This is a genomic window from Phytobacter diazotrophicus (assembly GCF_052061655.1).
Classification (GTDB): domain Bacteria; phylum Pseudomonadota; class Gammaproteobacteria; order Enterobacterales; family Enterobacteriaceae; genus Phytobacter; species Phytobacter diazotrophicus.
The window spans coordinates 2,292,784-2,315,560 of the sequence record NZ_CM125428.1 but is presented as its reverse complement, the minus strand read 5'-3'; the positions used below and the strand labels follow the sequence as shown (position 1 = coordinate 2,315,560).

Annotated in this window: 18 protein-coding genes; 1 reads left to right on the top strand and 17 read right to left on the bottom strand. The window is 54.7% G+C overall.

What is annotated here, in order from left to right; genetic code table 11:
- Positions 1-283: 283 nt before the first annotated feature.
- Together spy and ACS0RQ_RS11305 are read right to left on the bottom strand one after the other, a co-directional pair.
- Entirely contained in the window at positions 284-754 is a 471-nt protein-coding gene (gene spy / locus ACS0RQ_RS11310) for an ATP-independent periplasmic protein-refolding chaperone Spy (RefSeq protein ID WP_271848991.1), read from the bottom strand.
- A 425-nt stretch (positions 755-1,179) separates the two neighbouring features.
- Positions 1,180-1,920, bottom strand: coding sequence for a class I SAM-dependent methyltransferase (locus tag ACS0RQ_RS11305; protein ID WP_334633065.1), 741 nt, complete (start codon positions 1,918-1,920; stop codon positions 1,180-1,182).
- Between the two features lie 1,436 nt (positions 1,921-3,356).
- On the opposite strand from ACS0RQ_RS11305, the gene ACS0RQ_RS11300 reads away from it, so the two are divergent.
- Entirely contained in the window at positions 3,357-4,508 is a 1,152-nt protein-coding gene (locus ACS0RQ_RS11300) for a glycosyltransferase family 9 protein (RefSeq protein ID WP_423809641.1), read from the top strand.
- A gap of 80 nt (positions 4,509-4,588) precedes the next feature.
- Here the strand turns inward: ACS0RQ_RS11300 and astE are convergent, their stop codons facing one another.
- The 15 genes from astE to ACS0RQ_RS11225 form a co-directional block, all read right to left on the bottom strand.
- Positions 4,589-5,554: a succinylglutamate desuccinylase gene (gene astE, locus ACS0RQ_RS11295; protein WP_271848994.1), complete on the bottom strand. Its 966-nt coding sequence runs from the start codon at positions 5,552-5,554 to the stop codon at positions 4,589-4,591.
- An 11-nt stretch (positions 5,555-5,565) separates the two neighbouring features.
- Positions 5,566-6,891, bottom strand: coding sequence for an N-succinylarginine dihydrolase (astB, locus tag ACS0RQ_RS11290; protein ID WP_271848995.1), 1,326 nt, complete (start codon positions 6,889-6,891; stop codon positions 5,566-5,568).
- Positions 6,888-8,366, bottom strand: coding sequence for a succinylglutamate-semialdehyde dehydrogenase (gene astD, locus ACS0RQ_RS11285; protein WP_271848996.1), 1,479 nt, complete (start codon positions 8,364-8,366; stop codon positions 6,888-6,890). The genes astB and astD overlap by 4 nt, the downstream gene beginning before the upstream one ends.
- Positions 8,363-9,397, bottom strand: a complete 1,035-nt coding sequence (gene astA / locus ACS0RQ_RS11280) for an arginine N-succinyltransferase (RefSeq protein ID WP_108701108.1) — start codon at positions 9,395-9,397, stop codon at positions 8,363-8,365. Before astA ends, astD begins: the two co-directional genes overlap by 4 nt.
- A complete protein-coding gene (gene astC, locus ACS0RQ_RS11275) occupies positions 9,394-10,614 on the bottom strand; it encodes a succinylornithine/acetylornithine transaminase (RefSeq protein ID WP_271848997.1) in 1,221 nt (406 codons plus the stop codon). The genes astA and astC overlap by 4 nt, the downstream gene beginning before the upstream one ends.
- 402 nt (positions 10,615-11,016) lie before the next feature.
- Positions 11,017-12,102 (bottom strand): iron-containing alcohol dehydrogenase family protein, encoded by a 1,086-nt coding sequence (locus tag ACS0RQ_RS11270; protein ID WP_334633069.1) that lies wholly within the window; start codon positions 12,100-12,102, stop codon positions 11,017-11,019.
- A 40-nt stretch (positions 12,103-12,142) separates the two neighbouring features.
- Positions 12,143-13,291, bottom strand: coding sequence for an alpha-hydroxy acid oxidase (locus ACS0RQ_RS11265; protein ID WP_271848999.1), 1,149 nt, complete (start codon positions 13,289-13,291; stop codon positions 12,143-12,145).
- Positions 13,288-14,454 carry a histidinol-phosphate transaminase gene (gene hisC, locus ACS0RQ_RS11260; protein WP_271849000.1) on the bottom strand — a complete coding sequence of 389 codons (1,167 nt, stop codon included), beginning with the start codon at positions 14,452-14,454 and terminating at the stop codon, positions 13,288-13,290. The genes ACS0RQ_RS11265 and hisC overlap by 4 nt, the downstream gene beginning before the upstream one ends.
- A 56-nt stretch (positions 14,455-14,510) precedes the next feature.
- Complete coding sequence (gene hutU, locus ACS0RQ_RS11255) at positions 14,511-16,193, bottom strand: urocanate hydratase (RefSeq protein ID WP_271849001.1); 1,683 nt, start codon at positions 16,191-16,193, stop codon at positions 14,511-14,513.
- 42 nt (positions 16,194-16,235) lie between these two features.
- Positions 16,236-17,786: a histidine ammonia-lyase gene (gene hutH / locus ACS0RQ_RS11250; RefSeq protein WP_169039201.1), complete on the bottom strand. Its 1,551-nt coding sequence runs from the start codon at positions 17,784-17,786 to the stop codon at positions 16,236-16,238.
- Between the two features lie 115 nt (positions 17,787-17,901).
- On the bottom strand, positions 17,902-18,687 hold the full coding sequence (locus tag ACS0RQ_RS11245; protein ID WP_165158420.1) for an ABC transporter ATP-binding protein: 786 nt from the start codon (positions 18,685-18,687) through the stop codon (positions 17,902-17,904).
- Positions 18,687-19,568: an ABC transporter permease gene (locus ACS0RQ_RS11240; protein ID WP_041851641.1), complete on the bottom strand. Its 882-nt coding sequence runs from the start codon at positions 19,566-19,568 to the stop codon at positions 18,687-18,689. The genes ACS0RQ_RS11245 and ACS0RQ_RS11240 overlap by 1 nt, the downstream gene beginning before the upstream one ends.
- 11 nt (positions 19,569-19,579) lie before the next feature.
- A complete protein-coding gene (locus ACS0RQ_RS11235) occupies positions 19,580-20,563 on the bottom strand; it encodes an ABC transporter substrate-binding protein (RefSeq protein ID WP_041851642.1) in 984 nt (327 codons plus the stop codon).
- A gap of 228 nt (positions 20,564-20,791) precedes the next feature.
- On the bottom strand, positions 20,792-21,379 hold the full coding sequence (locus tag ACS0RQ_RS11230) for a HutD/Ves family protein (protein ID WP_271849002.1): 588 nt from the start codon (positions 21,377-21,379) through the stop codon (positions 20,792-20,794).
- On the bottom strand, positions 21,376-22,749 hold the full coding sequence (locus tag ACS0RQ_RS11225) for a formimidoylglutamate deiminase (RefSeq protein WP_271849003.1): 1,374 nt from the start codon (positions 22,747-22,749) through the stop codon (positions 21,376-21,378). Before ACS0RQ_RS11225 ends, ACS0RQ_RS11230 begins: the two co-directional genes overlap by 4 nt.
- Positions 22,750-22,777: the final 28 nt, after the last annotated feature.

The following is a 22,777-nucleotide window of genomic DNA, read 5'->3' as shown; positions in this document are numbered from 1 at the left end:
AGCGCCGCGCCGCTGCTTCTAAAGGCAGCGTGTCATTATCATCCATCCTGCCATTAAAAGATTATCGGCAGCAAAGCAGGATGCCTTAGCGATGCTGTGGTCAGCATGTAAAAAATTAACGTAATGATACACGGAAATTTTTTGTCAAAAACGAGCAGGTTGAGAATACCGTGATACAGGCGGCAGACAAGGGGGCGGGAAAGAAAAAACCGCCAGTCCTGCCCACAACGTAAACACGTGCTATGAGCAAGACCGGCGGTCTTGATAGGAGTTGCTGAATCAATTATTCAGCAGGTTGAGGCATTCTACCTTCTGGCGCCGGACGTTCTGTCAGACGCTTCTCAAAATTGGCATTAAACTGTTTTTTCTGTTCCGGCGTCAGGACATTGTAGATTTTGTTCTGTGTTTCAAGATGTGCCAGCATGTGCGCTTTACGCTGCTCATCCATCTTCGCGATTTGCGCTTCTGCTTTCGCTTTATCGAAGGTGTCACTGGCAATAATGTTGTGCATATCGCGGCGTTCTTGCAGCATCTGCTCATACTCGCCTTTCCTGATGTCGCGGATCTGCTGTTTCTGCGCATCCGTCAGGTTCAGGCCTTTGAACATCATGTCATGATGAGGTCCGCGTGGGCCTTTATGATGCATTGTCGGGCCGCCATCAGCCGGAGCGGTCGTGGTATCGGCAGCATGCGCCAGATTAGCAGCGCCAAGAGCAAGGGTAGAGGCAACAAACAGAGCGGTGAGTTTACGCATAATATAATTCCTTACTATTCATGTTTTCTTGCGGCGTATGCCGTGTTGACGATATTCACTTTAGCGTTTTATTCGTCAAAAAATCAGAGCATCGGTAAAACAATGAAAGTGTAAAAAACATTTTTACAGCAATTGTGGAGGAAATATGGATAAACGAAGGAGAGTAGCAAACCAAATATAACGACAGACAGTTTTACAGCTAATAATGGAGATTATATAACGCTGGTAGATAATAACAAGTTAATGCAACAGGAATAATCTGCATATGGATTAAAAATATATGCAAACTGGTGAACTATGCCTGATATATCACCATCTGTAGTCGACTGATACGAATCCGCGACGCGGATCCGTTGATCACTTCCCGGCTTTAGCTGAGCAAATAAAGCCTCATATCGTTAAGATGATGAGGCCAGCTCAGATTCTTAAGCGTCCGCTGGTGTCGGGAAATAGGCTATATGCACGCTATCGCTAAAGCTAAACACGTCCATTCCAACTTTCGCAAAAAGAATTGAAAGCGACTTTTTAGTATGGATCGTTACATGACCATTTCGTGGCGCGACATACCAGCTATGGGTGCTTTCATTGGTCATAGAATCGCTTACTAATGTAGAAAAGAAAATTGCCCCTTTCTCTTCCAGGAAATTGAAAGCCTCAAAGAGAGTAGCAACTGGGGTAGGCGTATGTTCGAAAACTTCAAAAGAGGTAATTAATTCAAACTTGCCTTGTGGTAACTCAAGGTTTAAATGGAACGGATCCCAACCAACCGCTTTAACGCCCTGTTCACAGAGCAAGTTTGCAAGCTGGCCATCACCGCCGCCATAGTCGAGAACATTCCATTTCAGTATTGGTTTAAAATTAGACATTACCAATTCTGCATTATTTCTTGGGCGAACACCAAGAAAATCAGGATCGTGATTTATATAATCATCATTATAAATGTATTTTTTAAAATCATCGAAATCCCAATCATCAAATGCATGAGTATATAGCAGTCCGCAATTCTCGCAGCGATGATAATAAATCGGTATTCCCGTCAATGGTAAGACTGCATGATCAGGTAACTTACTATCACATGAAGTATTAAAGTCAACGACTCCACATAAATAGGCATCGCTTTCACAGACTTTGCATTTTGATGAATGTACAAGGCTTTTAATAATCATGCATCCTCACAAAACCAGATTTTAATCGTTCAATATCCGTGTAGTCATATGAGACATGGTATTTAGCTCAAAATTAAACCCGACCACACCCTACCTCCCAGAGCAATAGCCTAAGATAACAGTTACAGCAGCAATTGACGTCATGATAAGACACTACTTTCGTGCTCAGTTTAAAGTATAGAACTGCCTGAACGCTGACGGCTGATGTGATAAACCAGAAAATACACCTGGCTGTAGATGGCTTTAGCCCCCACGGATAAAGGATTTCCCTATCCATACACAGTGCTCAGTTCATGGCCCTTCAAGCGTAGTGGTTCATCGCAACAGTCCCGGATGAAAAATCAGGATTAAAAATCATAAAAACATTATTTTTCATATGGATAAAACGTAATCTCATGTTGAAAACGTCAGGTGCAATTGCCCTAATAAGATAGAAAAAACAGGTCTAATCCTCAGTTAGAACAAGGTCAGGCGTGTTACCCTTAAATTTTAATAAGATAGATAATAGATCAGTTAGGCTATGGATAGCTCATTGAGGAATTGAGAAGATGAAGTTCCATTTTTACATCGAAACTAGCCCATCTGCATTTAGCATGCAGGCGACCGATCTTGCCGAAAAAATTAGCGATACCAGTTCGCATACTTTTATATTACGACAAGCATTAGATTACAAGGACGAATTTAAAGAAAAAAGCAATGTCACCATTATCAATATCACTTACGCGAACTTTTCTGATGTTGTAAAAGATATCTTATATAGTATTAGTCAAAAATTAGTTCCTTCTATCTATCTTCATTTTGGCACCAGGCATGCGGAAGATATTAGTACAATCCTGAGCAAATCGCGTCACCCGAGGAATAAAACACACTTACGAATTTATGAGGATGATCCACTATCTATTATAACGCGTAATACGTTACTTGCATTGCCTGCTGCACAGCGTCAGAATGCCATCGGCACCTATGCTCAACATTTGCAAGATAAAATATTCACTAAGAAAGAGAATTTGATTTCAAGCCGAGGGTGGAACTCTGTTGTCACTTACTCTTTTGGTAAAATTTACGACACCAAATACTACTCATGCGACAAGACCCAGGTCACTGAAAATGGGTTATCCATATCTCCATTAGAAGCCAACCCAAATTTAAAAACTGTACTATTTACTTTCCCTGAAGTCGAAACGGCACGCGAATTTGTTGATAGCAATACCTTACTCATTGTCTTCAAAAATGATTATTCCGTTCGCGATTGCCAGGCAAATATAGATAACATCATCAGCGAATTCAGTGCAAACCCACTCAATAACAATATTAATAAACTCCTCGTGTGGGGTGGCAGGAAAGGCGTAACGTATCCGCACAATTTTCAGGTTTTAAATCTGCCAAATACGATTCCCCTTGTCTTTCTCGATAGATGCAATGTTCTTCCGGAGAAGATGGCGGGTGAATTATGTACTGAGATGTTTTTGATGAACGGGAATGAGGTTATTTTGACATTGCCGCGCATGGAAGAGACGCCTTTAGAACAACTTACTGGCAAATTCGCCTGTTTTGCCAATACCAAAAACCTTGAACTCGTTGACAACGATGCACTTTTATCCCCTGATAACTTGCGAATTTTTCGTTGTGCAGCCTCAATGGGCGACGTCGTTTTTGCTCTGGGTGCATTAACTGCGCTCAAAACACAGACTACAGATAAATTTGTACTTATTGCCAATAAGTTATTTGAGGATATGGCTTCCGCCTGTCCGGCAGTCGATTACTTCTGGCCAATGAATTCCGTTACAGAAGGGAAAAGCAAGCTCATTGAAAAAGTCGGTATGCGAGATAAGATTCACATTCTCGATAAATGGGATCAGATTCTGGCCCCCAAACATATGTCTTTAGCCTTTCTGGATGAATTTGGGAGTCAGTGGCGAGAAAGCGATTTACAGCCGAAGATCGATTTAAGCCATCTTGATACATCCCGCGTCGATGCATTCATAAAACAACATAACCTTGATGCGAGCAAAACCGTGCTGGTGCATCCAAACGTCGGCGCGCCAAATCGAACCTGGACCGAAGAAGGCTGGAATGCCGTAACCGATCATATGGTCGCTACAGGATGGCAGGTGGTTATTATTGGTAGCGATAAGAATAATAGTCACAAGCGCGACCTGATGACCATTACCAACCCGCACGCTATTACCGCCGTCAATGCGTTTTCAATTATGGAAACGATCTATTTTATGCGCCATTGCGCGCTATTAATCGCCTGTGATTCGGGTCCGGTTGCCCTTGCGGGCATGACCTCGATCGGCATCATTTCTATTTACTCGCAAATTGAGGCGAAAAACCGTTTACCGTTCAGAAATGGCGCACAAGGCTGGAATGCATTAGGTATTGATGTTGCCTGCCCGGCTTACGGTCCATGCGGCAGACTGGTGAGTACAGATCCCAAAGAAACAAACGGAGTGTCCTTTGCTGAGTGGTGTCCAAAAGACAAAACTTATGAGTGCATGCGTGGGCTTTCAGGAGAGACCATGATCTACTTGATTAACCACTTCCTGCAATCTGATGACTATATTCCGCAAGCAGCTAACGCCTGACGGATCATTGCAAAGCACTTCGCAATAAAAAAACGCGCCCGACGTGATGCCCGGGCGCGTTTTTCTTAATATTTACAGCACTAACTGATGCGTTCCAGCATCAACCCCGCCCGTAACCCCACGGCGACGTTAGGATTAGGAAAGAGCACATATTCCTGATCGCGCTGAACAACGTAACGCTCTCCGCGATCTTCTGCCAGAAGCGTACCCGCCGCAAATGGGGTAAAATTCAGCGTATCATCCGACATATAAAGCACGAATTCCTCACTGCGCCGGGTTAACTGCTGCACCACGCGATAGCGCAACGGTGCGGTTTCCGCTTCGGGCACCACGTCACCAGCAAGCAACGCCGCCAGCGCCCAGCGGGTACGCTCGAACTGGCTCATATCATTTTCCCCAAAGGGTAATGCTTTACCGAGCTCCAGTGTACAGGAATGAGCCTGGAACTGTTCGCAGGTGTAGTGAGTAAAGGTTCCTGCCGGTGACTGATGGAAGACCAGCGCTTCCAGCCCGGCATCGCCCAGCCATTTGAGAAAAATTTCATCCCAGGGTTCTGCACGCGCAGGCAGTACACCAAAACGTACATGATACGAACCACGGATCGCCGTGTGCAGGTCAAGGTGCCAGCGATCTTCATCGTCTTCAGCGTAAAAATGGGTGACGGCCCGTTCCAGTTGTGCGGCGCGAATCGTCTCATCACTGGCCGGAAAACCTTGCCAGCGCGCGCCAAACATGCGGTTAAGGTCGCTGCGCAAAAAACGTTTATTCTGTCCCAGCGCCTGCGGGTTACCGATAATGATCAGCAAGCGCCAGCTTAACGTCAGCGTCCCGTTCAGGAGCTGTTTTAACAGTCCATCCAGCATCTCCACTGGCGCGGTTTCATTGCCGTGAATCGCGCAGGAAAGCACCAGAGAGCGCTTTACTGGCTTTGGGGGCACTAACTCCAGAACGCCCTGTTCATGCCATAACCAGTGGATCGCACCAGCCTCCCCCACCGTCCTGCGGGGCATTTCACCTGACAGCGTCATTGCGAGAAAATTGTCCATACGGCCTCCTATCACTGCTGGAAGGGATAAACGGAACCTAATCTCAACATTTGCGTCAACGTATCCAGTGCTTCCCGGCTCTCCCGTAATAGCATCGGATCAGCCAGATCGGCCTGCGTTAACCTGTCACGATAATAACGCTCAATCCACTCATTTAGTGCGCGGAACAGCACATCATTCATCATCACTGCCGGATTTACCGCACACGCCTCTTCGTCCGTCAGGACGACACGCAGGCGCAAACAGGCCGGGCCACCGCCATTAGACATACTTTCGCGCAGATCAAACACCTTGATGTCGCTGATGGGATTGTCTTGCTCCAGCAGCGTTGTCAAATAGCGCCAGACGCCCGGATGCTCACGGGATTCCTGAGGCAATATGAGCACCATGCTACCATCTTCGCGGCTCAACAACTGACTGTTAAACAGATACGTTTGTACCGCATCGCTGACGGATACCTCAGCATCGGGCACCTCCAGCGCCATAAAACCTGGCACCCGCGCACGCAACTGGCTAAACAACGCCTGCTGATGCAAGAACGCCTGCTCATGGCAGAAAAGCACCTGTCGGTTTGATACTGCGATGACATCATTATGGAACACGCCCTGATCGATAACAGCAGGATTTTGCTGGGCAAAAATAACCTGTCGTGGGCAGACCTGATTAAGCCGCGCGACCGCCTGGCTGGCTTCCAGCGTCTGGCGGGCGGGATAGCGCCCTGGTGCGGCGTTGCTGCCCTCTTCACGGCCATAAACAAACAACTGAACACCCTGCTCGCCGTAGTCGCCCCCAAGACGATTATGGTTAGCTGCCCCTTCATCGCCAAACATGGCCACCTGCGGCAATGCGGGATGCACGGCAAACATACGCTCATCGCGGAAGATGGCTTTTAGCACCGCTTCGGTGGTCGGCGCTTCGGTGGCCCGATGAAATTTGTTATTGAGGTTAGCCACCGTCAGATGCACCCGCCCATCGAGCGCATCGGCAGAGGGGCAGACCGTTGCCGCATTCGCCACCCACATGGATGATGCAGAGCTGACGGCAGAAAGCAGATGCGGTGAATGCGCAGCAGCTCTTTCCACCACCTGCTCATCACTTCCGCTAAAACCCAACTGACGCAGGACCGGAATGTTCGGCCTCTCCTGCGGTGGGATCACGGCCTGCACAAAACCGGCATCCGCCAGCGCTTTCATCTTTAACAACCCCTGCTTTGCCGCAAGCTTCGGGTTAGAAACCTGGTGACGGTGTTTCGTCGACGCCTCATTACCGAACGACAGTCCGGCATAATGGTGCGTCAGGCCCACCAGACCATCAAAATTGACTTCCCGCGCTTTCATCGACTCTCCTCCCGGCTAAAATCAAGCCCCGGACTGAGCGATTGCGGCAACGCCAGCTCTGCCGATTCAAGGCTCGCCATAGGCCAGGCGCAGTAATCGGCGGCATACCAGGCGCTGGGGCGATGGTTGCCCGAGGCGCCCACTCCACCGAATGGCGCGGTGCTCGCGGCGCCGGTGAGCGGTTTGTTCCAGTTGACGATCCCGGCCCGCGCCTCCAGCAGCAACTGTTCGAACTGTTCACGGTCCGGCGAAATCAAACCACAGGCCAGCCCGTAACGCGTGTTGTTTGCCAGCGTGATGGCCTCGTTAAAATCGTCATACCGCCAGATACAGAGCAACGGTCCAAAGACCTCTTCATCCGGCACATTCTTCGCCTCCGACATCTCAACAATGCCAGGACTCAGCAGTGAGGTGCCGGGCTGCAGCAGACGAGGCTCAAGCAAGGTTTTACCGCCACGTTCGACGTGGCCCTGCCAGGCCTGCCAGACATGCTGTGCCGCTTGTTCCGAAATCAGCCCGCCAAAGAAGGGCTGTGGATCCGCATCCCAGGTCGCAGGTGTCAGCCGGGAGGAGACCTCCACCAGACGGCGCAAAAACGCATCCCCCGCTTCACCCCGTTTAACCAGCAGACGGCGCGCGCAGGTACAGCGCTGTCCTGCGGTGATAAACGCCGATTGGATGGTCAGATGGACGGCTGCGTCAAGATCCGCCGGGTCTTCAACAATCAGCGGATTGTTGCCGCCCATCTCAAGGGCCAGAATCTTCTCCGGCTGCCCGGCAAGCTGGCGGTGCAACTGGAAACCAGTATTGGCGCTGCCAGTAAAGAGCAGACCGTCAATGCCTTCCAGGGCACTTAGCGCCTGGCCGGTCTCCCGTCCCCCCTGCACCAGGTTCAGCACGCCCGGCGGCAGCCCCGCCTCTTCCCACAGTTTTACCACCGCCTCGCCGGTCCACGGCGTCAGCTCGCTGGGTTTGAAAATCAGGGTATTGCCCGCCAGCAGGGCCGGAATAATATGCCCGTTGGGGAGATGGCCCGGGAAATTGTAGGGGCCAAACACCGCCAGAACGCCATGTGGGCGGTGGCGCAGCGTTGCTGCACCGTCCGGCATCTCTGTGTGCTGAGTGCCGGTCCGCGCGTGATACGCTTTTACCGAAATGGCGGCTTTATTGATCATCGCCGTGATCTCCGTGGTCGCTTCCCAGCGCGGCTTCCCCGTTTCACGGGCGATAATCTCAGTTAATATGGCTTTGTTGGCTTCCAGCAACCCGGCGAATTTTTCAACAATCGCCTGACGCTGGCTAAACGCCAGTTTTGCCCAGCCCGGAAACGCGGCGCGTGCCGCCTCGCAGGCTAAACCGACCTGAGAAGCATCGGCATCATTACCCTGCCACAGCGTTTCGTTACTGACCGGGTTCGTTTTGCTACGTCGGGCACCCAGCCCGGCAATCCACTCACCGTTAATCCATTGCGTCATGATTTTTTATCCTCTGCGCACAGGCGTACCAGGCGCACTTTGTCGCCCGGGTGACATTTAAGAGCGTCGAGTTGTGCAGCGCTCAGCACCAGCCGTTCCGTCGCCGGATCGGCATAGATAAGCATGGATCTGAATTGATGATATTGCTCGTTGGCTACCATACAGGCAGGCCATTCCCCGGGCACAGGCTCTCCTTGTACCACCTCCACCAGTCGGCTTTTACGGATTGCGCGAACGCGGTCAATGTCGCACTCAAGGGTTGGCCCGCCGTCGAAAATGTCGACATAGTTGCAGTAGCGAAAACCTTCTTTCTCCAGTACCGCGCGGGCTGGCGCGGTTTGCGGGTGTACCTGACCAATCACCGCTTGCGCCTCGGGCGAGAGAAAATCGGTGTAGATGGGGTGCTTCGGCATCAATTCGGCGATAAACGCCTTCTGCCCGGTGCCGCACAGGTAATCCGCACGGGCAAATTCCATTGAAAAGAAGCGCTTGCCAAGACTCTCCCAGAACGGTGAATAACCGGTCTCGTCGATGACCCCGCGCATCTCGGCCACCACTTTTTCGTTAAAGCGATCGCGGAACGCGGCCATAAACATAAAACGCGATTTAGAAAGCAGATAACCATTGCCCTCTTTGCGCCAGGCCGGGTCGAGAAATAAGGTGCAAAGTTCGCTACTGCCCGTATGGTCATTGCTGAGGAACAGCGTGGGGAGCGCGTTATAAACGTTAAGCTCTTTTGAGGCATGGACCAGCGTGCCGACGCGGTAGTTATACCAGGGATCGTTGAGGCCCACGGCGACCTCAATGGCGCAGATCCCGGCCACTTCGCCGGTCTCTACGACTTCAAGGACAAACACATACCCCTGTTCGCTTTTCGCCAGCTCCCCGCGCCAGGTTTTCAGGGCGCGCTCGATGCGCGCAGAGAGCGTGGCCTCGTCCGCAGGCAGCGAGGTCAACCCGCCGCCTGTTTTTCCAGCCAGCGCCATCAACGCCGGAAGATCGTCGTGCTCAACAGGACGAATCACCATCATGATGGACACCCCGCAAGGAATTTATCGCAGGCGATACCAAAGCGTGCCAGCCCGCGAGAGACTTCATCTTCGCTAATATTGAGCGCAGGCGCGAAACGCAACACATTTGCCCCGGCAATCAGCACCATGACGCCCTCAGTGGCGGCCAGTTGCGAAATCTGTTTCGCTTTTCCGGCGTATTCAGCGTTGAGTTCGCAGCCAATCAATAGCCCCAGACCGCGAATTTCACGGAACAGGCCGCAGCGCGCATTAATGGCCTGCAACTGCTCGTTAAACCACTGGTGGCGCTGTTTGACGCCATCGAGCGTCTGGCGGGTGTTCACAATATCCAGTACCGCACCGGCAACCGCAGAGGCAAGCGGGTTACCGCCGTAGGTCGTACCATGGGTGCCAACGGTCATCACGCGGGCATATTTCTCACGAGCCAGCATCGCCGCTACCGGGAAACCGCCGCCCAGCGCTTTGGCGGTGGTCAGCACGTCAGGCGTTACGCCATAGTGCATATAGGCATAAAGTTCGCCGGTACGCCCGACGCCCGTTTGTACCTCATCAAAAATCAGCAGCGCATTATGGCGGTCGCACAGCTCGCGCAGCCCCTGTAAGAACGCGGTGCTGGCCGGCACCACGCCGCCCTCACCCTGCATCGGCTCGACAATCACCGCACAGGTATCGTCATTGATAAGCGCACTGGCCGCCGCCAGGTCGTTGTACGGGGCATGGGCGATATCCGGGGGTAAAGGGGCAAAATCCTGCGAGTAGGCAGGCTGACCGCCTGCACTTACGGTAAACAGCGTGCGGCCATGGAAAGCGTTTTTAAACGCCACAATGCCGGTTTTCTTGCCGCCAAAGGTGTCGTGAGCATATTTGCGCGCCAGTTTCAGCGCCGCTTCATTGGCTTCTGCCCCGGAGTTACAGAAAAAGACTTTCTCAGCAAACGTGGCGTCGATTAAGCGTTTTGCCAGACGTAATACCGGCTCATTGGTATAGCCGTTTCCGGTATGCCAGAAGCGCGAAGCCTGCTCACTCAACGCTTTGCATAACGCGGGATGGGCATGGCCCAGCGCATTAACGGCAATGCCACCTGCAAAGTCGATGTACTCTTTATCGTTCTGATCCCAAAGGCGCGAACCCTCGCCACGGACCGGAATGAAAGGCGCTGGCGCGTACACAGGCATCATCCATTCATCAAAGTTCTCACGCGTAATTGACTGTGACATAGCGACCTCACCCGGTAAATAATTGGTTGAATATATGTTAAAAAATATGAGTATTTACGCTGTAAATGTATATTGCACAGGGCGTGCCAGCCAGCTATGAAAATGCATAAACGCGGCCTGACAACGAAATATCAATAAGTTAAAACCTGTCGCTATTCACTTAAATTGCATAAAAAGTGAATAATATTAGATGAAGTCTGGATGGCGGAGGGAAAATCAGAAAGATTATGCAGCGATAAAATATAATTCTGAATCTGTGATCGTCTGCGAAATTTATCGGTAAATTCTGCGACAATTTGGGGCATCACGCACTGCCATGGGGCAGTCATCCTGTTCAACAGAACAAAAAAAGCTGGCTTCGTTGCCAGCTTTTTGAGTGCTATGACGTAACAGGTTCTTGAATCAGACTTGCTCTGCCATCGCTTCGACGCGCGCAATCGCCTGGTAGAGCGCCTGTGCGGTAACGTTATCCGGCATATTTTTCATATCCGGGGCATGCAATGACATTTGCACAATTTGCTCAAGCTCACCGGTATCAAGCGCGGCAATATCACTCAGGCGCAGCGGTACCGCGCAGGCATACGCCAGACGTACCGCCTCCAGCAATTCGTCATCGCTGCGGTTTTCCAGCGCCAGCAGGCACAGGTTGCCAAAGCCCACCAGGAGCCCATGACCAAATTCGCGGGTTTTATCACAGACCGTAAAGCCTTCATAAATTGCATGGGCGGCGGCGGCATGCGCACCGCTGCTCATCAGCGATGTCAGTCCGGCAAACATAAATATGGCATCCAGCACCTGTTCCAGCGCGGCGTTAGGTTTACCTGCCCGCACGGCGTCACAGGCGGCAGGTCCGTGGGCCTTAATAAGGTCATAACAGATACGACTATTGGCGCTGGAAGCCTGCGCAACGCCGCTGTGGTTCTGATGCCGCACGCTAATAGCACGGAATTCGTACCATTTTGCCAGCGTGTCGCCAAGGCCCGCCGCCAGCCAGCGCAGCGGTGCGATGGCCAGAATTTCGCTGTCGATAATAACCGCAGCGGGTGCCTGCGCTAAGGGGAAAAGATCGCGAAAATGACCATTGGCGTGATTACGAATGGTCAATGGCGTCACAGCCGCACAGGTCGCTGCGATGGTGGGAATGGTAACAATCGGCACATGCGCCTGTACCGCAACGGCTTTACTGGTATCAAGTGCTTTGCCACCGCCGACGCCTATCACCAGATCCGCCCCAGTCACCTCGACCTGGTGGGCCAGGCGCTGGATATTCTCTTCGCTGCATACGCCGCCAAACCATTCCAGGCCCACCAGTTCAATCGCAGAGGCCGCCAGTTGATGGCGAATCTGTGTGTCCACCGCCGCCAGCCCGGCATGCCCGCCAATGACAAGTGCGCGTTTGCCTAACGCGGCGCACACCTCGCCGAGGCGGTTGATAACGCCTGCGCCACGTACAATTTGCGCCGGGAAGATGATATTCAGTGCCTGCATAATTGACTCTCCGTGATAAACAAACCAGCCCCCTTCTCTGTCAGGATTGAGGACGCAGCAAATGTGGCCCTAAGCGGGCAATAGACGTGCATCCTAACTGTGCCAGGGTGCGGTCAACCTCCTGCAAAATCAACGCCAGCGCCTGCTTCGCCCCGGCCTCACCGTCAGCGGCCACGCCATAGAGCATTGGCCGCCCGAGTAACACCCCGTTTGCCCCCAGCGCCAGTGCTTTCACCACATCGGTACCACGGCGAAAACCGCTGTCGATAAGGATTGTGGCCTCCGTCCCGCAGCGGCGACGAATCTCGGGTAGCATCTCCATGGCGCTCACTGAACCATCCAGTTGCCGCCCGCCGTGATTAGACAACACAATGCCATCGGCGCCTGTGGCAAAAGCACGGGTTGCGTCATCCGGCGCGAGAATACCTTTCACCAGCAGCGGCCCCGACCACTGGCTGCGGATCCACGCCAGCGTCTCCCAGGTCAGGCGCGTATCCATTTGCCCGGCAAAATAACTGGCGCCCCCGGCGCCCCGCTGTTTATCCGCCGGGACATAGAGCGCTAAGTTACCAAAACCCGGTACCCCCGCAGGCCGGATGGTGCGCCACACCCAGGCAGGATGTAACGCGATATCAAACAGACTGGAGAAGGAGAGCTTCATCGGGCGGCGGTAATTGCGTTTATCTTTTTCACGATTGCCGAAATGTACCGCATCAACGGAGACCACCAGCGTGGTGCAACCAGCCGCTTTTGCACGCGCAAGTAGCCCCAGGGTGACCGTGCGGTCTTTGAGTACATAAAGCTGAAACCAGTGTTGGGGCAGATTTTCAGCGGCGATCTCCTCAATCGCTGCGGTCGAGACGGTGCTCTGGATATAGCCAATCCCGGCATCTCTGGCGACACGCGCGAGCATCGCATCGGCACCATAACGTAACATGCCGTTGTAACCGGTAGGGGCAATCAGCAGCGGCGCCGCCAGTTTCTGCCCACAGAGAGTGACCGAAAGATCGCGTTCGCTCGCATCGTTGAGTACCGGAGGAATAAAACGCCAGCGGGCAAAGACACTGCGGTTATCGCGTAACGTTTGCTCGTCATCCGCGCCCCCTTCCAGATAACTAAAAGCAAAACGCGGTAGCGCCCGTCTGGCGCGATGGCGCAGTTCTTCAATATTCAGTGCAGGCCGTTTCACGCCGCCCCCTGCGCGAGGATCGCTTTCAGGGCGTCGATAAACTGCTGATTATCCTCTTCGTTGCCAATCGACACCCGGATCCACTGCTCATAACCTGGCTCACGCCACGGCTTAATGATGACGCCATAGCGCAACAACTGCTGCGCCATCTCGCCGCTGGGCCGTCCACAATTAAAGAAGAGGAAATTGGCATGAGAGGGCGCCACGTAAAACCCCAGCCGTGTAAGCTCTGCGGCCATGCGCTCCCGCTGCACGCGCACCAGAGCAACGCTCGCTTTCACATGCGCCTGATCGCCTATCGCCGCCACCGCTGCCGCCTGCGCCGCGCGGTTAATATTAAAGGGCGTACGCACGCGGTTGAGCAGATTGACCAGTTCAGGGTGACTGGCTAAGCCATAGCCCACACGCAGCCCCGCCAGACCATAAGCCTTCGAAAAGGTCCGCAGCACGATCCACGGGCGCGACTGCGCCGCCAGCACCGCCAGACTGTCGGGATAATCCGGGTCGTCCTGGCAATATTCGAAATAGGCTTCATCAATGACCAGCACACACTCCTGTGGCGCGGCGGCAATGATGCGGGCAAAACCGTCTTTGTCGAGCATGCACCCCACGGGGTTTGACGGATTGCTGAAAATAACCATTTTCGCGGGCGTGGAGAGCGCCTGTTCCCAGGCCACAACATCAAACTGCTGACGTTGATCCACCCCGACCAGGGTTACATCTGCCCCCATCATGCGCGGGAAAATCTCGTGCAGGCCAAAGGAAGGTATCAGCGTAACAACGCGGTCGCCAGGGTTAAGAAAAGCCAGCGCCAACATATGCAGGATATCTTCTGAACCATTGCCGGTGACAATCTTGTCGGCGCTCACACCGGTATAGTTCGCCAGCGCATCACGCAATTGGGCGCTGGCGGCATCGGAATAGACCGCGCTAAAACCGGCATCCTTCTGTAAGGCAGATACCACCTGCGGGCTGGCGCCTGACGGGTTTTCATTACTGGCCAGTTTGGCAATATGCGTTACGCCATATTGCTGTCGTACCGCTTCTGCCGATAGCCCGGCGTTATACAGACCCAGGCTGCGTGCCGTAGGGCGGGCAAGGTTGTTGAGCGTCTGGTGTTGTAAAGCAAAAAGCGGGTCGGAAACTGCAACATCTGAAGCCATTACTCCCCCTTCGGGAAAAGCCGGATAACCGTGAACGGTCTGTCCGGCATTCATCATCAGATCATGGGTAAATTCAGGTGGTTACGCTGCGCGCAGGCTTTTGCCTGTTCATAGCCCGCGTCCGCGTGGCGCATAACACCGGTGGCCGGGTCATTCCACAGCACACGCGCCAGCCGCTCATCCGCCTCTTCGCTGCCATCACAGACGATGACCATCCCGGCGTGCTGAGAGAAGCCCATCCCCACACCGCCGCCATGGTGCAGGCTGACCCAGGTCGCGCCACCGGCGGTATTGAGCAGCGCATTGAGTAGCGGCCAGTCGGAAACTGCATCCGAACCGTCTTTCATCGCTTCCGTTTCACGGTTTGGCGACGCCACAGAGCCGGTATCAAGGTGGTCACGGCCAATGACAATCGGCGCTTTTAACTCACCATTGCGCACCATTTCGTTAAAGGCCAGACCAGCGAGATGGCGTTCCCCCAGGCCAAGCCAGCAGATACGTGCAGGCAGCCCCTGGAATGCAATGCGCTCGCGCGCCATATCCAGCCAGTTAATGAGATTGGCGTTATCCGGGAAGAGCTCTTTCAGTTTGGCGTCGGTCTTGTAGATATCCTCCGGGTCGCCGGAGAGCGCAACCCAACGGAAGGGGCCTTTACCCTCGCAGAAGAGCGGGCGAATATAAGCAGGAACGAATCCGGGGAAATCAAAGGCATTGGTCACCCCTTCCTCTTTGGCAACCTGGCGAATATTGTTGCCGTAATCGACGGTCGGGATCCCCATCGCGTGGAAATCGAGCATTGCCTGTACGTGTTTCGCCATGGACGCGCGGGCCGCTTTCACCACCGACTGCGGGTCGGACTGGCGCGCCTGCTGCCATTTTTCCAGGCTCCACCCCTCCGGCAGATAACCGTTGAGCGGGTCGTGCGCCGAGGTCTGATCGGTGACGATATCCGGGCGCAAACCGCCTGCTTTCGCCCGCGCCGCCAGTTGGGGCATCAGTTCGGCGGCGTTACCCAGCAGGCCAACGGAGATGGCTTTATTCTCGGCGCAGGCTTTTTCAATCATCGTAAGAGCCTCGTCGAGGCTGTTGGTTTTGTAGTCGAGATAGCGCGTACGCAGACGGAAATCGATGCGCGATTCCTGGCACTCAATCGCCAGCACGCACGCGCCCGCCAGCACCCCCGCCAGCGGCTGTGCGCCGCCCATACCGCCCAGCCCGGCGGTTAAAATCCACTTACCGCGCAGGCTGCCGTTGTAATGCTGGCGACCCGCTTCGGCGAAGGTTTCGTAGGTGCCCTGCACGATACCCTGCGCACCGATGTATATCCATGACCCGGCGGTCATCTGGCCGTACATCATCAGACCGGCTTTATCCAGTTCATGAAAATGTTCCCAGTGCGCCCAGTGGGGAACGATATTGGAGTTGGCAATCAATACGCGCGGGGCGTTGGTATGGGTACGAAAAACACCGACCGGTTTCCCCGACTGTACCAGCAGCGTTTCGTCTTCCCGCAGCTTGCGCAGGCTCTCAAGGATCGCCTCAAAGGCGGGCCAGTTGCGGGCCGCTTTGCCGATACCGCCATAAACCACCAGATCTTCCGGGCGCTCGGCGACATCCGGATCGAGGTTGTTCTGAATCATGCGGTAGGCCGCTTCGATCAGCCAGTTCTGGCAGCTCAGTTCGCTCCCCTGGGGAGCACGGACAACGCGGGCTTCGGCATTTTTGTGTGGCGTATTCATGTTCATTTCCTTCTCTAAATTTGAATTTTTTGCACAGCGTTATCAGGCGAAGCTTGGCAACAGCGCTTCGATTTCTGCGGGCCAGTGTTCGCGGGAGGCCCACAGACGCATCATCTCGACGTCCGGTGACATCAGGCGGTCCTTTTCAAGGAACGCAACGTTCTGGCGGATCGCCTGCATTTCGTTTTCCAGGGTATTTGAGCTTTGCAACGGACGATGGAAATCCACCCCTTGCGCGGCGGCCATGGCTTCAATACCAACCACAACGCTGGTGTTGAAACACATATCCCCCAGGCGACGCGCGGCGTAGGTCGCCATTGAGACATGGTCTTCCTGATTGGCTGAGGTAGGCAGGCTATCGACGCTGCCCGGATGGGCCAGCGATTTGTTTTCTGAGGCCAGCGCAGCGGCGGTGACCTGGGCAATCATAAAGCCGGAGTTCACGCCACCGTCGCGCACCAGGAACGGCGGCAAACCGGATAATCCCGTATCCAGCAACAGCGCCATACGGCGCTCCGATATCGCCCCGATCTCCGCCACTGCCAGCGCGATAATGTCAGCGGCGAAGGCAACCGGTTCGGCGTGGAAATTGCCGCCGGAAATCACGTCGCCGTTTTCCGCAAACACCAGTGGATTATCGGACGCAGCATTGGCTTCAATGCGTAATATACGGGCGGCGTGGTGTAAGTTATCAAGGCACGCCCCCATCACCTGAGGCACACAGCGGATGGAGTACGGGTCCTGCACGCGGCCACAGGCCGCATGGGAAGTCACAATCTCGCTCCCGGCAAGAATGTTGCTCAGCGCTGCCGCCACGGCAATCTGCCCTTGCTGTCCGCGGGCTTCATGGATACGCGGGTCCAGCGGTTTAACGGAACCTTTAATGGCTTCAAGCGACAGTGCGCCAGCCACCAGTCCGGCGGAAAAGACGCGTTCTGCTTCAAACAGTCCCGACAGCGCGAGGGAGGTCGACACCTGGGTACCGTTAAGCAGCGCCAGCCCCTCTTTCGGCCCGAGTTCGAACGGGCGTATCCCGGCGCTTGCCAGACCTTCCACCGCCGACAGGGTGTTGCCCTGCACCGTCACCGTGCCTTCGCCAATCAGCATCAGAGACAGATGCGCCAGCGGGGCTAAATCGCCGGAGGCGCCCACAGAGCCTTTTTCGGGAATGCAGGGATAGACCCCGGCATTGAAGAGGGTTATCAGGGCATCAATGACTTCAATGCGAATGCCGGAATGGCCGCGTGACAGGCTGAGGATTTTGGTTGCCATCACCAGGCGCACGATGTTATCCGCCAGATATTTACCCGTCCCCACGCTGTGCGACAGCACCAGATTGCGCTGTAATTCCGCCAGGCGCTCGGCCGGAATGCGGGTTTGCGCCAGCTTGCCGAACCCGGTATTGATGCCGTACACCACTTCCCCCGATGCCACAATGCGGGTGACCGTCTCCTGAGAGGCCAGTACATCGGCACGGGCCTCTTCCGCCAGCGCGAGATGAACATTGCCCTGATAAATCTGGCGCAGCATCGGCAGATCAACATGACCAGGCTGCAGGCGGCAAAGGGTGAAACCGGTGGATGAAGGAGCCATAATCTATTCCTGTATATACAAGTAGAGCTGAAAATATACCCGGTCAGGACTCGGCCCACCGGGTGCTTACGCACAACCTGACAAAAAAGTGGCAACACGACGCAAAAAATAGCGATCAATGATCCAGGGTTTGCAGCGTTTCGGTGCGGATCTCTTCCGTTATCCGCGCTTTGAGCGTCATAAACTCCGGCGATGTCTTTAAGGTGTAATCACGCGGATGCGGGAAGTTGACCGCCACTTCGGTTTTGATTCTGCCCGGCCGCGCGCTGAAAATTGCCACTTTATTGGCCATAAAAATGGCTTCATCAATATCGTGCGTCACAAACAGCACCGTCTTGCGCGATGACTCCCATATTGACAGCAGTAACTCCTGCATCATCACGCGCGTCTGGTTATCGAGCGCGCCGAAGGGTTCATCCATCAGCAAAACTTTCGGGTCATTCGCCAGCGCACGGGCAATAGCCGTACGTTGTTGCATACCACCTGACAGTTGCCGTGGGAAGTGATGCTCAAAACCGCGCAAACCGACCTTATTAATAAAGTAGTCGCTGCGCTCTTTTTGCGCCGCTTTACTCACGCCTCGCTCCTGTAAGCCGAAGCGGATATTTTGCTCAACGGTCAGCCAGGGGAAGAGCGTATAGCTCTGGAACACCATGCCGCGATCCGCACCGGGGCCATCGACCAGTTCCCCATCCAGCCAGACTTCACCGCGTGTCGGCTGATCCAGCCCGGCGACAATACGCAGCAGCGTCGATTTGCCGCAGCCGGAAGGGCCGAGAATGGTAATAAAATCGTTCTCATTGACCTGATAATCCACCGGCAACAGTGCCTGGTTTTTTTCACCTTTCGGGCCAGTGAAGACACGCTCTACCTGGCGAACGCTCAGCTTCGGATAGTTCATTACAGAGAGCTCCATACAAACAGGCGGCGGTTGACCGCTTTAAACAACAGGTCGGAGAGCAAGCCGATACAGCCAATGACGATAATGCCGAAGATCATCTGCCCGGTGTTGAGTAACGCCTGGCTGTTGACAATCATATGGCCTATCCCGCTGGATGAACCGATAAGCTCCGCCACGATGACATAGGTCCAGGCCCAGCCGAGCACCAGACGCAAAAGTTCGGCGATTTCCGGTGCCGCACCGGGAATAATCACCCGCCGCACCACGCTTTTATTGGTTGCCCCCAGCGTGTAGGCCGCTTCGACCAGATCGCGACGCGCGGCACCTACGGCGACAGCGACCATCAGGGTTATCTGGAAGAAAGAGCCAATAAAAATCACCAGGATCTTCTGCATTTCACCAATGCCGGCCCACAGGATCAAAAGAGGCACAAACGCGGAGGCTGGCAGATAGCGGCAAAACGAGACAAACGGCTCGAAGAAGGCTTCGATAAGCTTGTACGAGCCCATCCAGATGCCCAGCGGCACGGCGATAACGCAGGCCAGGACAAATCCACCCAGTACGCGCATTACCGTCATGCCGATATCGGTGGTGAAATCGAAATCGGTAAACAGTAATACCCCTTCCTGCACCATGCTGGCGGGGCTTGCGAGGAAGGTCGGCGCCACCAGGCCGGTAAAGGTCACCAGCGCCCACAAGGCGAAAAACAGCACAAAGAAGCAGAAGCCCAGAAACCAGCGATGACGGGGCGCAACGGGGCGTAATGGCACCATCATCGGGTTATGCCAGACCTTTTTGCTTGCCGGCAGGGGAGCCGGCTCGCGTAAGTCTGTCGTGGTCTTGCTGGCGTAGTCCGCGGCCTGACTGACAGGACTGTTCATATCGTGGTCCTTCATGGCTGAGTAACGTACTTCGCGTCGTACAACGTATTGATATCCGGCGTTTTACGCAGAATTTTCATCTCTGTGAGCAGCCGTGCCGCCTCATTGGTGAAGCTTACGATTTCGCCGCTAAAGAATTTTTTGTTGGCATCGCGATCCTGCCAGCGCAGATAGCTGGACTCTTCGGCAAACTGTTTGCCGGTCTCTTTCACCGCCGCGCCCATGATTTCATTGGCTTTATCCGGGTCGGCTTTGATCATGTCCAGCGCTTCGAAATAACTGTTGACCAGGGCCTGGGCCGCTTTCGGGTTTTTATCCAGCCAGGACGGCGTGCAGCCAAGGGTATCCATCACCATCGGGTAGTCGAGCGTGGTGGTCAGGATTTTGCCCTTATCCGGGCTCTGGCGGATGTTGGAGAGATACGGTTCGTAGGTTACGGCAGCGTCGTTCTGCCCGGCAATGAACGCATGCGCGGCGGCATCCGGCCCTAAGGTCGCGAGCTTGACGTCTTTCATCGTCATGCCGTTTTTATCGAGGATCCACGCCAGCAGGAAATACGATGACGTACCGGGCGCATCGACGCTGATCGTTTTGCCTTTCAGGTCCGCCACGCTATTGATACCGCTGCGTACCGCAATCCCATCCGCACCGTAGGATTTATCCAGTTGGACAATTTGCTTAACAGGCACGCCGCTGGCATTCCAGGTGAGATAGGTTTCAACCGTAGTCCCGGCGCATTGCAGCGAACCGGAGGCAATCGCCAGATGACGGGATTGCTGCGGGACCATTTTCAGGGTGACATCAAGACCATTCTTTTTGAAAATGCCCGCTTTATCGGCAAGGGTCAGCGGCGCGAAGCCGGTCCAGCCGGAAATCCCAATCGCCACCGGCGTATCCGCCGCCAGTGCTGTATTAGCCGCACCGCCTAACGCGACTGCCAGCCCTAACAGAGATAACGAACGCTTTAGTACAGTCCTGGAAATCATGTTGCTCATCTGCCACTCCTGCCAAATTACCTGTCTCGGGAATGCCTGCGCAGCAATATGCCACCGGCGAATGACGCTACTGTATATTCTTGTCTATACAATTAAGCCGAGAAAGATAAAGCAAGCTTTGTGCCAGTCCGGAAGAGCGCCCCTATCGTTGCTTTCGCCCACTGACCGTGGGCCTGACGAATCAAAGTAGTGCACCCGGCGCGCTATTTCAGTGCACTCTGCTCCGGGTTAGTCCGTGACCGCGGCCCACAAGAGCAGCCCCTGCCCGGGATGGGTTTGCGCACACGACGAAATAGCCCACTGCGCCTGCGCTTGTCTGTCGCTCGTCGACCACCAGAAACCGTCGCCCTTGCCAAAGCGGGTCCCGTCCGGCAGTTGCCACTCACCCTCAATGGCGTAGAGCACACCGCCTTTCTCTGCGGTGACTGTCCCGCTTTCACGCAGGACGACCACGCGAGGGGCGCAAACATGGCGGCGGGTCATCAGATTGAAATCCATTGTCATACCGCCCAGCAGATGCGCGCTGAGTGAGAGGTCGCCGCTGAAAGCAAACGGTGCGCCGACCGTGCTCAGACGGTGGCTAAGCTGCCCGCCATCGGACAGATGTACCCCCTCTCCGCTCAGTAAAGTTATCGAGCGATCAATACCGGGGAAGGCGGAAAACGGGCCATCGGCGGCAATAGTGGCAATGCTGGCGCGCCAGTCAAATTCCGCCGCACCCTGCGGCCAACTGATGATCTCGCGGGTTTCTCCCCCGCCATTGCGCCAGCGACTTACCGGCAACGCCCCCAGGGAAAACGGATGCCAGTTGTTCATGCGTTCTCCTGAGAAAGCTGTTGCAACAGATGCAGAAAATCAGCCGCGGCGGCCTGTTGCTGAGGATGAACCCCGTCAATAACCCGCGCCACGCCGCCAACATAGACATCGCGAATTTGCCCGGCGTGACCGGCAAACAACCAGCGGTTAAGCAGCTCGTTGTCCCTTGCCGCAGCCAGGTAAGGGTCCTGATGGTCAAGCACCAGCCAGTCGGCGCGATAACCGACCGAAAGTTGCCCCAACGGGACACCGCAGGCCTGCGCACCACCGGACAACGCCTGCGTGTAAAGCACATCCCCTACCCGCGTTTGCCCCGCAGCGACCAGCCGGTTACGCCGCTGGTCGCGCAGCCGCTGGCCATATTCCAACCAGCGCAACTCTTCCACCACGTTGAGCGAGACATGGCTGTCCGAGCCGATGCCCCAGCGTCCTTCCTGCGCCAGATAGTCAACGCCGGGGAAAATACCGTCGCCAAGGTTCGCTTCGGTGGTTGGGCACAATCCGGCCACCGCACCGCTGTGGGCCATTTTTGTCACTTCGGTGGCATCCGCATGGGTCGCGTGGATCAGGCACCAGCGGGCATCCACGTCCAGATGATCATACAGCCAACTGATCGGGCGCTGGCCGCTCCAGTTCAGGCAGTCGTTGACCTCTTTTTGCTGTTCGGCGATATGAATATGGACCGGGAGCGTCGGGTCACTGGCGCGTAACACCTGCTCCATTTGTTCAGGCGTAACCGCACGCAGGGAGTGAAAGCACAGCCCCTGGTTTTGCAGCGGTTTTCCGTTGATCTGTCGCCCAATGATCGCCTGCTGCTCCAGATAGCTGTCGACATCCTGAATAAAGCGTTTTTGCCCGTCCTGAGCGGGTTGGCCGCCAAACCCGGCATAACTGTAAAGCACCGGCAATAACGTCAGGCCAATGCCCACATCCCCGGCGGCGGCGCTCAGGTGTGCGGTCATCTCACCACGATCGGCATAGGGTTTGCCGCTGATGTCATTGTGCAGATAGTGGAATTCGGCGACCTGGGTGTAGCCGCCTTTGAGCATTTCGATATAGAGCTGGCGGGCAATCACGCCGACCTGTTGCGGGGTCAGGCGCTGCACCATGCGGTACATCAGATCCCGCCAGGTCCAGAAGCTGTCCTGCGGGTCGCCCGCCACCTCCGCAAGCCCGGCCATCACGCGCTGAAAGGCATGAGAGTGCAGGTTTGGCATCCCCGGCACCACCGGGCCGGAAAGCGGGATACTGCCATCGGAAGTAGCATCAGGCGTGATGGCGGTCAGCATGCCGACATCATCAACCTCCAGTCGGACATTGTGTGCCCAACCTGTAGCGAGCAAGACACGTGGAGCAAAATATGCAGGCATAACAACGTTCCTGAACGGGGAAAAGCAA